This is a genomic window from Streptomyces sp. PCS3-D2, assembly GCF_000612545.2.
In the GTDB taxonomy this organism is placed as follows: domain Bacteria; phylum Actinomycetota; class Actinomycetes; order Streptomycetales; family Streptomycetaceae; genus Streptomyces.
In genome coordinates this window covers 5,433,170-5,445,109 of sequence record NZ_CP097800.1, presented here as the reverse complement: position 1 = coordinate 5,445,109, position 11,940 = coordinate 5,433,170, and the positions used below count along the sequence as shown (strand labels likewise).

Below are 11,940 nucleotides of genomic sequence, written 5' to 3'. Positions count from 1 at the left end.
ATGGGTCATCAGGGCACGCGCCACGAGCGGCGGATCAGTTCGGTATTCCTCGGCGTCTTCGCCGTCATGGCGATCACGGCCTGGGCGGTGTGGACGGGGTACTCGACCAGCACCGGCCTCGCCGTGTTCCTCTTCGTGACGTCGGCGTGGATCGTCTCGCTCTGCCTGCACGAGTACGCACACGCCCGGACCGCCCTGCACGGCGGCGACCTCACCGTCGGCGCCAAGGGCTACCTGACGCTGGACCCGCTCAAGTACAGCCACCCGCTGCTCAGCATCGTCCTGCCGGTGGTCTTCGTGATCCTGGGCGGGATCGGTCTGCCGGGCGGCGCGGTCTTCATCGAGCGCGACCGGATCCGGGGGCGCGGAAAGCACAGTCTGATCTCGGCGGCCGGACCGCTGACGAACGTGGCCTTCGCCGTCGTCTGCACGGCCCCGTTCTGGCTGGACGCCCTGGACGGGGTACCGCCGGCCTTCCGCTACGCGCTCGCTTTCCTTGCGATGCTCCAGGTGACGGCGGCGATCCTGAACTTCCTGCCGGTGCCGGGCCTCGACGGCTACGGGGTGATCGAACCGTGGCTGTCGTACCGGGTGCGGCGCGAGATGGCGCCGCTGGCGCCGTTCGGCCTGATCGCCGTCTTCGCGCTGCTGTGGATCCCGCAGGTCAACGTCGTCTTCTTCGACACGGTGGACGGCGTGCTGTCGGCGTTGGGCGTGTCGGACCTGGAGACGTACTGCGGCCGCGAGCTGTACCGCTTCTGGCAGGAGGGCAGCGGCATCTGCGAGGTCCCGCAGGACTAGCCGCGCGGCCCGGACCGGCGGCGGAGAATCCTTTCACCGCCGGCCCGGCCGGCACCTGGCATGGCCCGCCGTGCAGACACACGACGAGATCATCGAGCGGGCCCTTGAGCGGATCGGCGCAGGGTAGGGCGTCGGCGTCGTCCCCGACGTCCCGGTTCCGGCGGATCAGGCGCTCGATACGGCCCTGGCGGCCGCCCGGGCGGCCGCCGGGTGCTGACGGCTCAGACGTTGCGCGCGGTGGCGGCCTTCTCGGCCTTGGCCTTGCGCATGTAGTACCAGGCCATGTTGGACGTGAGGCCCGCCAGCAGCACCCACACGATCCCGAGGAAGCTGCCCTCCACGAAGGCGACGACCGCCGCGGCCACAGCAAGGACGCACACGACAACGGCGAAGACGGCAAGGCGGGGCATGGGAAGAGCTCCTCGGGGACACGGAAGGCGGTAGAGCCCCTCCAGTGTCCCCCATGCCCCGCAGTGCTGCCGTAAGGGCCGCGCGCAGCGGCTTCCGATACATTTCCGGCTTTGCCTGACCCCCTCTCCCCCGCAGCGTTAGCGTTCGCCCGTGACGCGCCGCATCCGGAGCGCGAAAGAAAGAACAGCCCGGCCGCGCCGCCCGCGACGGCTGCCGCCGGGCAGGTGGGGGGATGCCGCATGCAGGAGATCTCAAAGGGCGCGAACGTCAGCCTGGCCGGGCTCAGCGAGGACGCCGGCTCGGTGGTCGTCAGCCTGAGCTGGACCAGTGCCTCGGGGGCCGGTGACGCCGATGTCTCCGTGCTGCTCCTGGACGAGAACGGCAAGGTCCGCAGCGAGAACGACTTCTACTTCTACAACAACCCCGCGGCGGCCGACGGAAGCGTGCAGCTCCTCGGCAAGACCCCGACCGACCACGGCGACGAGGACCGCATCAGCGTGGACCTGACCGCGGTCCCGGAAGACGTCGCACGGATCGTGGTGGCGGCGAGCCAGTACGGCGGCGCCAGGTTCGGGGACCTGGACGACCTGCGGATGACGGTCGCGGACCGGTCCGGCGAAGCCCTCGTCGGATTCTCCATCGAGGGCGCGGGCGCGGAGACGGCCTTCATCTTCGGTGAGCTCTACCGACGGGGCGGGGAGTGGAAGTTCCGTGCCGTGGGGCAGGGTTACGAGACCGGCCTGGCCGGTCTCGCCACGGACTTCGGCATCGACGTCGACGGGGAGGCCGACGAACCGGAGGCCGCGGAGGCTCCCGCCGCTGCGGAGCAGTCCGGTGTGTCCGGAGCTCCCGCGCAGGCGGCAGCACCTGGCACCGGCGCTCCGGTCCCGGCGGGTGCACCGGCCGATACGGCAGGCGCACCCGCACCGCCCGCCGCGGGGGAGCCCGCTCCCGGCGCCTCCCCCGTACCGACCCAGTCGCGGGGCCGCAGCCCCCGTACGACGCGGAAGAAGGTCACCCTCCCCAGGGTGGCCAAGAAGTCGCTCGCCGAGAACGACTCCTGGCGTACCGCCCGGCTGTTCCCGGTCCCGTCCCTCAAGAGCGACAAGGAGCGCGAGGTGCGGGCCACCTCCGTCCTGCTGTCGGTGATGGCCCAGGTCCCGGAGTTCGGACGCCGCCTCACCGCGGCGTTCGGTGCGCCCGCCGGTCGCATGCAGACGTTCACCGAGGTGCCACTGCCCCATGGTGACGCCCCGAAGCGCCCTGACGGAGTCATCAGGGTGGAGCGGGCCGGAAAGCTGTGGACCGCGTTGGTGGAGACGAAGACGAACGGCAATCCGCTCAAGGCCGAACAGGTCCAGCAGTACATGGACATCGCGGCGCGCCGCGGCTACGAGGCCGTGATCACGCTCTCCAACGACGTGGCCCTCGAAGGGGCCCCCATGGTGGATGTCAAGATCGACGGACGGCGCAAGCACAAGGTCAGCCTGTGGCACCTGTCGTGGGCCGAAGTCGCCCACCAGGCGCAGATGCTGATCCGCCACGAAGGGGTCGGCAATGCCGCCCACGCCTGGCTCCTGCAGGAACTCCTGGAGTACTTGCAGCACGAGCACTCCGGTTGCCACGGGTTCCAGAACATGGGTCCCGCATGGGTGCCGGTGCGCAACGGCATCGACGACGAGACCATCGGCATCGGCGACGTCCGGGCCGTCGACGTGGTGGAGAGCTGGGAGCGCCTCATCCGCCAGGTGTGCCTGCGCCTCGGCGGGGAACTCGGGCAGAAGGCCCTGCCGGTCCAGCGGGCCCGGCGCAGCAGCGATCCGCGGGCGAGGCGCGAGGCGGCCGCCCGGACGCTGTGCGCCGAGGGCCGGCTCGCCGCCGAACTGCGCATCGACGGGACGCGCTCGGTCATCGGAGTCGTCGCCGATCTGCGCACGATGAAGGTGCGCACCTCCGTGGACGTCCCGGCCGCCGAGGGGGCCTATCCGCTGGCGGCGGCGAAACGGCTGATCCGCATGCTCGCCGAGGCGCCGGCGGATCTGCACGTGCAGAGTCTGGTGGAGGACGAGAACGGGCCGCGCGGCACTCTGGAGCGCCTGCGGCCCGAGCCGGGTGATCTGCTGCCGCAGGACGGCGCCGCGATCGCAGGCTTCCGTCTGACCCTCATCAAGGGGATGGGCAACAGCCGCGGCAACACCGAGTCGGGTTTCATCCGCAGCGTCGACGAGGCCGTCGACCGCTTCTACCACGGGGTGGTGGCCCACCTGGGCGCCGTCGAGGCCCGTACCGCCCGGCGGGGCTGAGCACGGCACGCGCCCGGTGGTCCGGTCCGGTCCGGGACCGGACCGCCGGGCGGGGCGGTCAGACGTCCGTCGTGCGCAGGCCCGCGTGGGCCTTGTAGCGGCGGTTGGTGGAGATCAGGTTCGCCACGAGGGCCTCGACCTGGTGGGCGTTGCGCAGGCGGCCGGCGAAGATGCCGCGCATGCCCGGGATGCGGGCGGCCAGGGCCTGGACGATGTCGGTGTCGGCGCGGGATTCGCCGAGGACCATGACGTCGGTGTCGATCTCGTCGATCGACCCGTCCTGGAGGAGGACCGCCGAGAGGTGGTGGAAGGCGGCCGTGACCCGGGAGTCCGGGAGCAGGGCGGCGGCCTGCTGGGCGGCGCTGCCCTCCTCGACCCGCAGGGCGTAGGCGCCCTGCTTGTCGAAGCCGAGCGGGTTGACGCAGTCGACGACGAGCTTGCCCGCGAGGTCCTCGCGCAGCGCCTCCAGGGTCTTGGCGTGGCCCTCCCACGGCACCGCGACGATGACGATGTCGCTGCGGCGCGCGCACTCGGCGTTGTCCGCGCCCTCCACGCCGAGCCCCAGTTCCTCGGCGGCGGTGTGCGCGCGGTCGGCGGCGCGCGAGCCGATGATCACCTTCTGGCCGGCGCGGGCGAGCCGGTAGGCGAGGCCGCGGCCCTGGTCGCCGGTGCCGCCGAGGACGCCGACGACCAGGCCGGACACGTCGGGCAGGTCCCAGGGGTCCTTGGCCTGCGGCTTCTGCGGATTGTCTGAGGAAGTCATGGGGGCGAGCGTACTGCCGGGTAGCCCGCAGCCGAAGAGCCGGGAACGGCCCCCGTGTCGGCTTCGATGCGGCAGGATGCGGGCATGGATGCCGTCAGGGTCGCCCTGCTGCGCGAGGTGCTCGCCGGTACGCAGTGGCCGGGCGAGGCGCGCCGCTTCGCCGGCTCGCTGCGCCGGTCCGTCGCCGCGGTCGGCGGGAAGCTGCTGCTGGTGGGGACCGAGGTGTACGAGCCCTGGCACATGGCGGCCCACCTGGTCGACGAGGCCGCCTGGTCGGGCCGGCCGGAGCTGGCGCCGACGCTCGTGCGCCACCGGGTGCGGCCCGGGGCGCCGCCGCACCTGTCGGTGGGGCTGGGCCGGCTGGCGGCGGCCGGGCGGGGACACACGGTGCTGGTGGTGGCACCGCGGGAGCCCGGCGAGGAACTGCTGGAGCGCGTGCACGACGCCCGACGCGCGGGGGCGACCGTACTGTCCCTGGACGGCGGGGACCGGGATCTGGGCACGCTCGCGCACGACGCGCTGTCGGTGCCGGACGGCGGCCCCGGGCTGGACCTGGACACCGTGCAGCACCTGGTCAGCGCGGCAGCCGGGGAGAACGGCCTGCCGGCACAGCGCGGGTCCCGCCGGCTGCGGGACCGGCTGGCGGGGCTGGCCGACCGACTGACCGCTCCGCCGCCGAGCCGCTGGTAGGCCTCCGCCGGCTCGTCAGCCGGACGTGCCCGTGCCCGTGCCTTCTTCGTCCTCGCGGGTCCGGTCGTTCCACTGGGGGTCGTTCTGCCACTCGAGGTTGCGCTCCTGTGCCGTCTCCATGGCGTGGGCGGCCTCCTCGGGCGTTCCGTACGGGCCGAACCGGTCCTTCGCCGGGCACTCGGGGCCTTCCTCGACCTTGTGGTGGACCAGGCAGTAGTACCACTCGCCGGGTTTGCCCACCTGGCGCTTCTTGAACAGGGCCATCGCCGTCCAGGCTCCTCTCGATGCCTCCGCAAGCCGCTGTGTGCCGCTCTATCCCGCCATGCTGCCCCATCCCCGCTGGATACACTCGCTTGCATGTCCGGTCAGTCGCTGCTCGTACCAGGCGAGCTCTCCCCCGCCCGTTCCGTTCCCGGTAACATCCGCCGGCCCGAGTACGTGGGCAAGCCCGCGCCCACTCCGTACACCGGACCGGAGGTGCAGTCGGCCGAGACCATCGAGGCCATGCGCATCGCCGGCCGGATCGCCGCCCAGGCGATGGAGGAGGCGGCCAAGCTGATCGCGCCGGGGGTGACCACCGACGAGCTCGACAAGGTCGCCCACGAGTACATGTGCGACCACGGCGCCTACCCCTCGACGCTCGGCTACCGCGGCTACCCGAAGTCGCTGTGTTCCTCGGTCAACGAGGTCATCTGCCACGGCATCCCCGATTCCACCGTGCTGCGCGACGGCGACATCGTGAACCTCGACGTGACGGCGTACATCGGCGGGGTGCACGGCGACAACAACGCCACCTACCTGTGCGGTGACGTGGACGAGGAGTCGCGGCTGCTGGTGGAGCGCACCCGTGAGGCGCTGAACCGGGCGATCAAGGCCGTCAAGCCGGGCCGCCAGATCAACGTCATCGGCCGGGTCATCGAGTCGTACGCGAAGCGCTTCGGCTACGGCGTGGTCCGGGACTTCACCGGCCACGGCATCAACTCGTCCTTCCACTCCGGCCTGATCATCCCGCACTACGACAGCCCGCACGCGACCACGGTCATCGAGCCGGGAATGACCTTCACCATCGAGCCGATGCTGACCCTCGGCACCCACGACTACGACATGTGGGACGACGGCTGGACGGTCGTCACGAAGGACCGCAAGCGCACCGCCCAGTTCGAGCACACGCTGGTGGTGACGGACTCCGGGGCGGACATCCTCACCCTCCCGTAGGCGGCGGCCGGGCCGGAGGCTCTTTACCGACAAGGCGTCGGGAACCCATTGACTTAGGTAAACCTAAGTAGGAGTATCGGGCACGGCGGCACTGCTGCCGCGCCCGTTTCCTCTTTCCTGGAGGTCCGCCTTGGACGCCTTCTCTACGGTCATCCGCGTCGCGTCGCACGAGCAGCACACCGAGGCCGAGTCGTCGACCTTCATGAGCGACCTGCTGGGCGGGCGGCTCGGAGTGGACGCGTACGCGCGCTACACCGAACAGCTGTGGTTCGTGTACCGGGCCCTGGAGGAGGCGGCCGACTCCCTGAAGGACGACCCGGTCGCGGGACCGTTCATCCGGCCCGAACTGATGCGCGTCGCGGAGATAGAGCGGGACCTCGCGCACCTGCTGGGCCCGCGGTGGCGCGAGAAGGCGGTGGCGCTGCCCTCGACCGAGGCCTACGCCGCACGGGTGGCCCAGTGCGCGGCCGAGTGGCCGGGCGGGTACGTCGCCCACCACTACACCCGCTACCTGGGCGACCTCTCCGGCGGGCAGATCATCCGCGACAAGGCGGAACGCACCTGGGGCTTCGCGCGCAAGGGCGACGGCGTCCGCTTCTACGTCTTCGCCGACATCTCCAACCCTGCGGCCTTCAAGCGGACCTACCGCGAGCTGCTGGACGCGATCGCCGCGGACGATCTGGAGAAGCAGCGCATCATCGAGGAGTGCAGGCGCGCCTTCGACTTCAACGGCGCGGTCTTCCGCGAACTGGGCGAGGAGTTCCGCCTCACCGCGTGACCCGTGGCCGGGTGCGGGGGCGGGGGCGGGTGCACACCGCACCCCGCCCGGCCGCCGCGGTAGCTCCTACGCGGGACCCGCGGGCGGAGCGAAGCGGACGCGTCCGCCCACCTCGATCGTGCCGTCGGCGCCGGGCGCGGTGAGGATCTGGGAACCGGCGCCCTGGGTGATGTTCAGGGCACGGTCCAGCTGGGCCGTCAGGAGGATCGCGGCCGAGCCGGTGGCCTCGTCCTCGGCGATGACGCCGTCGGGGCGGCGCGGGAAGCCCCGGGCCCGGACGCGGCCGGCGGCCTCGTCCTCCCACGCCCAGGCGTACAGCCAGCCCTCGCCCGGCGGCGGCGCCGGCAGCGCCTCGACCTCGGCGACGCTCTCGTACTGCCGGGTGTGCTTGCCCTCGACCCACTCCGGCCGGGCCGTGATCCAGGTGAACTCCCCGTCGTCACGGGCCCATACGGATCCGGCGGGCGGCTGGAGCTCCTCGATGTCCAGCAACCACGCGACCCCGACCAGCGGGTGTCCCGCGAAGGACATCCGCGTGCCCGGGGTGCGGATGTCGACGATCCCGCGCTCGGGGTCGTCGACGAACACCGTCTCGCTGTAGCCGAGTTCGGCGGCCAGGGCCTGCCGCGACGCGTCGTCGGGGCAGGTCCGGCCGTCGCGCACGACACCGAGCAGGTTGCCGTAGCGGCCGTCACCCGCGCAGAAGACCCTCAGCACATCGAGATCGTTCACCCGGGAATTCAAACACGGTTCAGAACCGGGCCGTACGGCGCCTGCGCGCGAGGAGGACCGCACCCGCGCCCACCGCGACGACGGCGCCGGAGAGGGAGAGCAGCGCCCCGGCCGGGATCTCGGCACCGGTGGCGGCGAGGTTGCCGCCGACGGAACCGCCGACGGCCGAGCCGCCGCCGACCGAGCCGCCGCCCGCGGTGGTGCCCGTACCGCCGGAGGTGGCACCCGGCGAACCGCCCGTGGTGGTGCCGCCCGCGGGTTGCGGCAGGGCGGCGTCCTTGTCCACGGCCACGGACAGGGTGAGCGGGTCGATCGGGTCGCCCGCCTTGTACATCGAGCCGGTGGTGTCGTTGGCGAAGGCGGCAGCGCCCTCGGCGGTGAAGGCGGCGGGTACGCGGTCCAGTGCCAGCACGCCGTTCCTGGTCCGGTAGTCGGCCTTCGACAGGTCGAGCGTGGCGAAGGCGACGCCCTTGCGGCTGCCGGCGGCGTTCTGGACGTCGACGTACAGGACGCCGGTCGCGCCGGCGGCTTCGACGCGGGGTGCGGCGAAGGTCATGTCGATGCCGTGGGCCGCATACCGGAAGCGGAGCTCGCCCTCGAAGGAGGCGTCCAGCCTCCGCTTCTCCCCGTCCAGCTCGCCCTTGCCCGCGGAGAAGTCGAAGAGCTCGCCGTTCCCGGTGGCGCCGCCGGCCGGGGTGATCGAGCCCGCGCTCAGCACGTACCGGCGGAAGGACTCCTTCACACCCCAGGTGAGCCTGCCGTTCAGGATCTTCCGCGGGCCGTCGGCCGACGGGGCGGGGTCCTTGGTGGTGGGGGTGGGGCTCCCCGTGGGGGTCGGGTCCTTGGTGGGGGTCGGGTCCTTGGTGGGCGTCGGGTCCTTGGTGGGCGTCGGCTTCGTCGGGGTCGGCTCGGGAGCGGGTTCCTCGAACGCCAGGCTCGCGGTGAGCGGGTCACCGGCCCTGTTCTCGTACCCGGGCGAACCGAACGCGTCCGCGGCCTCCTTGGTGAGCGTCGTCGCCAGCCCGGTCATCGACCGGCCGGCGAAGGCGACCGTGGCCAGCGGCACGTCCTGGGCGGTGGTACCGGACTTGGTGACGTCCGCGGTCAGCTTCCTGGTGCCCGTGTCGATGCGGAGGTCCGAGAGCGTGACCTCGAAACCGTGGCCGGCCGGCGGGGCGGGCGAGGAGAAGGTGACGCTGCCCTTGAAGGCCGCCTTCACCACGTGGCCGCCGGCCGGGTCGTACTGGCCGGTCGGCTCGACGAAGCGGAGGGTGCCGTCGGCGTTCTGCCGGGCGCCGTCGGCCACGGTGACGGCGCCCTTGGCCATGCCGGTGACATAGGCGCGGTAGCCGGCGAGTACGCCCCAGTCGAGGGTGCCGCCGACGATCTTCACCGGCCCGGCCGGTGGGCTTCCCGCGGCGGTGGCCGGCGGACAGAAGGCGGTGGCGCCGAGCGCGGCGGCGGTCAGGGCGGCGGCCGCGAGGGTGATCCGGCGGCGGATGGACGACATGGCGGTGGACTCCTGAGAGACGGGAAGGGGAGGGAAGGGAAGGGAAACGGGGCGAGGTCAGGGGCGGGTCGCTACGGGGCGTCGTCGCCGGGCGCGGCATCGGCGGGCGCGGCATCGGCGGGCGCGGCATCGGCGGGCGCGGCATCGGCGGGCGGAGCCGCTGCCGGCCCGGCGGCCGACGGCATCGCGGGCGGCTGGGCCGGAGCCGGGGAGTCCTCGGCAGCGGCGGCAGACGCGTCCGCGCGGCGCTTGCGCGCCACCAGGAAGGCTCCGGCGGCGGCCGACAGGAGGGCGGCCGCGGCGAGGCCCGCGTAGAGCCCGGTGTTCGACGATCCCCCCGACTCCGCGGCAGGGGCGGCGGCCGTCGGTGCGGGAGTGGGAGCCGCCGGGGGCGGGGCCGTGGAGCCGAGGTCGGGCAGGGCCGGCAGCTGCGCCGTGGCGTCGAGGGCGACGGCCAGCGAGACCGGATCCATCTCCGTACCGGCCTTGTACATGGAGTTGAAGGCCCGGGAGCCGCCCTCGGTGAGGGTGGCCGGGGCCTCGGTCAGAGTGACCAGCGCACCCTCGGCCTTCAGGGCCGCGGCGTCGAACTCGACCAGCGGGACGGCGTTCTGCGTCGCCCCCGCCGTGGTGACGTCCGCGGACAGCACGCCCCTGCCGTTCTCCACCTTCACGACCACGGTGCCGAACGTCAGGTCCAGGTGGGCTCCGGTGAACCGCACCGTGCCGGCGAAGGCCGCGTCAAGGGTGCCGTTCCGGCCGTCATAGGTGCCCTTGCCCTGCGGGAAGCGGAACAGCGCGCCGCCGTCCCGGGCCCCCTCGGCCAGGGTCCACCCGCCTTGGCCGACCGCACCGGTGACGTACTCGCGGAAGGTACGCCGCACCCCCCAGTCGACGGCGGCGTCGGCGAAGGCACCCGGCGCCCGCGGCGCCCGGACCGTGGCGCCCGGCTGCGCGGACGGCTGCTGCGGGGGCTCCGCCGCCGGGGCCGTCCTCACGTCGGCGGAGAGCGAGAGGGGGTCGAGCCGCGCGCCGGCCTGGTAGTAGCCGGCGAACGCCTGGGCGCCCTGGGGGGTCAGGGTGACCGGGATGTTCGCGAGGGTCAGCGGGGTGGTGCCGCCCTTCATGTCGATCCCGCCGACGCCGAGCGTCGCGAAGGGCACCTGACGGTGGCTGCTGACCGCGCCGGTGTCCTTGGCCCTGCTGGTCACGTCCGCGTACAGCGTCCCGCTGCCGCCGCCGATCCTGACGGTGGGGTTGCCGACGGTCAGGTCCAGCTCGTGCACACCGTCGGGCCTCCGGTGGCCCTGGAAGGCCACCCCGCCGGAGTACGAGGCTTCGAACGCGCCCGTGCCGGGGTCGTACGAGCCGGTCGCCGAGTGGAAGCGGAACAGGCTCCCGCCGACCGTGGCGGCGCCGCCCTTCAGCGTGAAACCGCCTTTCGCCACCGGGCCGGTGACATAACTCTGGAAGGACGACTTGATGCCCCAGTCGAGCCGACCCCCCTGCACGGTGCCCGCGCGAGCGGCGGTCGCCGGAAGCAGAGCCCCCAACAGGCCCGCCAACAGGGCGATGGTGAGCGTACGGACGGGTCTCGCGGGCATGGACGCCCCCTCCAGGGTCTGGCGGGCAAGGTTAGGCTAACCTAAGCTAAGTCCGGGGCGGATGAAAACACCCCGGTCCCCAGAACCTCCGTCGGACGATCAGGACGGTGCCTTCGTGCCCACGCCCCCGTCACACCGCTTCTCCCGTAGCGCAGTTGCCGTGGCGGCACTGGCACTGGCACTCGCACTGGCGGGCTGCGGGGGTACGACCGCTCCCCCGGGCCCGTCCACCCCCGCCGCAGCCACCGCCGCGGACCGGGTGGAGCCGCTCGCCGCGACACCGCGGCCCGCCCTCCCGGCGACCGTGCCCTCCGCCGACGGCACACAGGTCACCGTCACCTCCGCGGAGCGGGTGATCCCGCTGACCGGCAGCCTCAACGAGATCGTCCACACACTCGGTCTCGGCGAGCAGGTCGTCGCGCGGGACGTCACGGCCACCTTCGAACAGGCCGCCCGGCTGCCGGTGGTGACGCGCGGCCACGACGTCTCCGCCGAGAGCGTGCTCTCGCTGCGCCCCACCCTGGTGCTGGCGGAGACCACCACCGGCCCGGCGGAGGCGGTCCAGCAGATCCGCGACGCCGGGATCCCGGTCCTCGTGGTCGCCCCGGCCAAGGCGCTGGAGGACGTACCGAAGCGAATCGACGCCGTGGCCGCGGCCCTCGGCGTCACGGAGGCCGGCGCGGAGCTGAACCGGCGCACCGCCGACCGGATCGCCGCCGCCCGCAGGGACGTTCCCGCAGCCGCGGGCAAGCGGCCCCGAGTGGCCTTCCTCTACCTGCGGGGGACCGCCTCCGTCTATCTGCTGGGCGGTTCGGATTCCGGCGCGGCCTCCCTCCTGGAGGCGGCCGGGGCGGTCGACACCGGCAAGGAGTCCGGCCTCGGCAAGGACTTCACCCCGATCACCAGCGAGGCCCTGGCGGCCGCCGCCCCCGACGCGATCCTGGTCATGGCCAAGGGACTCGAATCGGTCGGCGGCATCGACGGCCTGGTGAAGATCCCGGGCGTCGCACAGACCCCGGCCGGCATGGACCGCCGCGTGGTCACCGTCGACGACGGCGTCCTCCTCAACTACGGTCCCCGCACGGACCAGGTGCTCTCCTCCCTGATCACCCAGCTCCACGGCAAGGGCTGAG

12 protein-coding genes are annotated in these 11,940 nt (G+C 72.8%); 6 read left to right on the top strand and 6 right to left on the bottom strand.

From position 1 onward, the window contains the following. Entirely contained in the window at positions 1–801 is an 801-nt protein-coding gene (locus AW27_RS24240) for a site-2 protease family protein (protein WP_037927273.1), read from the top strand. A 221-nt stretch (positions 802–1,022) separates the two neighbouring features. Here AW27_RS24240 and AW27_RS24235 read toward each other — a convergent pair whose 3' ends face one another. Then, on the bottom strand, positions 1,023–1,211 hold the full coding sequence (locus AW27_RS24235; protein ID WP_037927275.1) for a hypothetical protein: 189 nt from the start codon (positions 1,209–1,211) through the stop codon (positions 1,023–1,025). A gap of 240 nt (positions 1,212–1,451) precedes the next feature. On the opposite strand from AW27_RS24235, the gene AW27_RS24230 reads away from it, so the two are divergent. Next, entirely contained in the window at positions 1,452–3,515 is a 2,064-nt protein-coding gene (locus AW27_RS24230; RefSeq protein WP_172671393.1) for a TerD family protein, read from the top strand. A 58-nt stretch (positions 3,516–3,573) separates the two neighbouring features. Here the strand turns inward: AW27_RS24230 and npdG are convergent, their stop codons facing one another. Beyond that, positions 3,574–4,278 (bottom strand): NADPH-dependent F420 reductase, encoded by a 705-nt coding sequence (npdG, locus tag AW27_RS24225; RefSeq protein WP_037927278.1) that lies wholly within the window; start codon positions 4,276–4,278, stop codon positions 3,574–3,576. Between the two features lie 84 nt (positions 4,279–4,362). Between npdG and AW27_RS24220 the strand changes: the two genes are divergently transcribed. Continuing rightward, positions 4,363–4,968: a hypothetical protein gene (locus tag AW27_RS24220; RefSeq protein ID WP_037927280.1), complete on the top strand. Its 606-nt coding sequence runs from the start codon at positions 4,363–4,365 to the stop codon at positions 4,966–4,968. A gap of 15 nt (positions 4,969–4,983) precedes the next feature. Here AW27_RS24220 and AW27_RS24215 read toward each other — a convergent pair whose 3' ends face one another. Then, positions 4,984–5,232, bottom strand: coding sequence for a phospholipase D-like domain-containing protein (locus tag AW27_RS24215; protein ID WP_037927283.1), 249 nt, complete (start codon positions 5,230–5,232; stop codon positions 4,984–4,986). A 93-nt stretch (positions 5,233–5,325) separates the two neighbouring features. Here AW27_RS24215 and map point away from each other — a divergent pair, with 93 nt between their 5' ends. Beyond that, positions 5,326–6,183, top strand: a complete 858-nt coding sequence (map, locus tag AW27_RS24210) for a type I methionyl aminopeptidase (RefSeq protein ID WP_037927284.1) — start codon at positions 5,326–5,328, stop codon at positions 6,181–6,183. 130 nt (positions 6,184–6,313) lie between these two features. Continuing rightward, positions 6,314–6,961, top strand: a complete 648-nt coding sequence (locus tag AW27_RS24205; protein ID WP_037927287.1) for a biliverdin-producing heme oxygenase — start codon at positions 6,314–6,316, stop codon at positions 6,959–6,961. Positions 6,962–7,027: 66 nt separating this feature from the next. Here AW27_RS24205 and AW27_RS24200 read toward each other — a convergent pair whose 3' ends face one another. The 3 genes from AW27_RS24200 to AW27_RS24190 form a co-directional block, all read right to left on the bottom strand. Beyond that, positions 7,028–7,693: a PhzF family phenazine biosynthesis protein gene (locus tag AW27_RS24200; protein WP_106967674.1), complete on the bottom strand. Its 666-nt coding sequence runs from the start codon at positions 7,691–7,693 to the stop codon at positions 7,028–7,030. Between the two features lie 19 nt (positions 7,694–7,712). Next, on the bottom strand, positions 7,713–9,203 hold the full coding sequence (locus AW27_RS24195) for an HtaA domain-containing protein (RefSeq protein ID WP_037927294.1): 1,491 nt from the start codon (positions 9,201–9,203) through the stop codon (positions 7,713–7,715). Positions 9,204–9,274: 71 nt separating this feature from the next. Next, a complete protein-coding gene (locus tag AW27_RS24190; protein ID WP_063890640.1) occupies positions 9,275–10,807 on the bottom strand; it encodes an HtaA domain-containing protein in 1,533 nt (510 codons plus the stop codon). A 115-nt stretch (positions 10,808–10,922) separates the two neighbouring features. Here AW27_RS24190 and AW27_RS24185 point away from each other — a divergent pair, with 115 nt between their 5' ends. Beyond that, positions 10,923–11,939 carry a heme/hemin ABC transporter substrate-binding protein gene (locus AW27_RS24185; protein ID WP_037927297.1) on the top strand — a complete coding sequence of 339 codons (1,017 nt, stop codon included), beginning with the start codon at positions 10,923–10,925 and terminating at the stop codon, positions 11,937–11,939. Position 11,940: the final 1 nt, after the last annotated feature.

Bases quoted from the DNA above. Each gene is read 5' to 3' on its own strand.
- AW27_RS24240 (WP_037927273.1), top strand. From the start codon at position 1: ATGGGTCATCAGGGCACGCGCCACGAGCGGCGGATCAGTTCGGTATTC.
- AW27_RS24235 (WP_037927275.1), bottom strand. From the start codon at position 1,211: ATGCCCCGCCTTGCCGTCTTCGCCGTTGTCGTGTGCGTCCTTGCTGTG.
- AW27_RS24230 (WP_172671393.1), top strand. From the start codon at position 1,452: ATGCAGGAGATCTCAAAGGGCGCGAACGTCAGCCTGGCCGGGCTCAGC.
- npdG (WP_037927278.1), bottom strand. From the start codon at position 4,278: ATGACTTCCTCAGACAATCCGCAGAAGCCGCAGGCCAAGGACCCCTGG.
- AW27_RS24220 (WP_037927280.1), top strand. From the start codon at position 4,363: ATGGATGCCGTCAGGGTCGCCCTGCTGCGCGAGGTGCTCGCCGGTACG.
- AW27_RS24215 (WP_037927283.1), bottom strand. From the start codon at position 5,232: ATGGCCCTGTTCAAGAAGCGCCAGGTGGGCAAACCCGGCGAGTGGTAC.
- map (WP_037927284.1), top strand. From the start codon at position 5,326: ATGTCCGGTCAGTCGCTGCTCGTACCAGGCGAGCTCTCCCCCGCCCGT.
- AW27_RS24195 (WP_037927294.1), bottom strand. From the start codon at position 9,203: ATGTCGTCCATCCGCCGCCGGATCACCCTCGCGGCCGCCGCCCTGACC.
- AW27_RS24190 (WP_063890640.1), bottom strand. From the start codon at position 10,807: ATGCCCGCGAGACCCGTCCGTACGCTCACCATCGCCCTGTTGGCGGGC.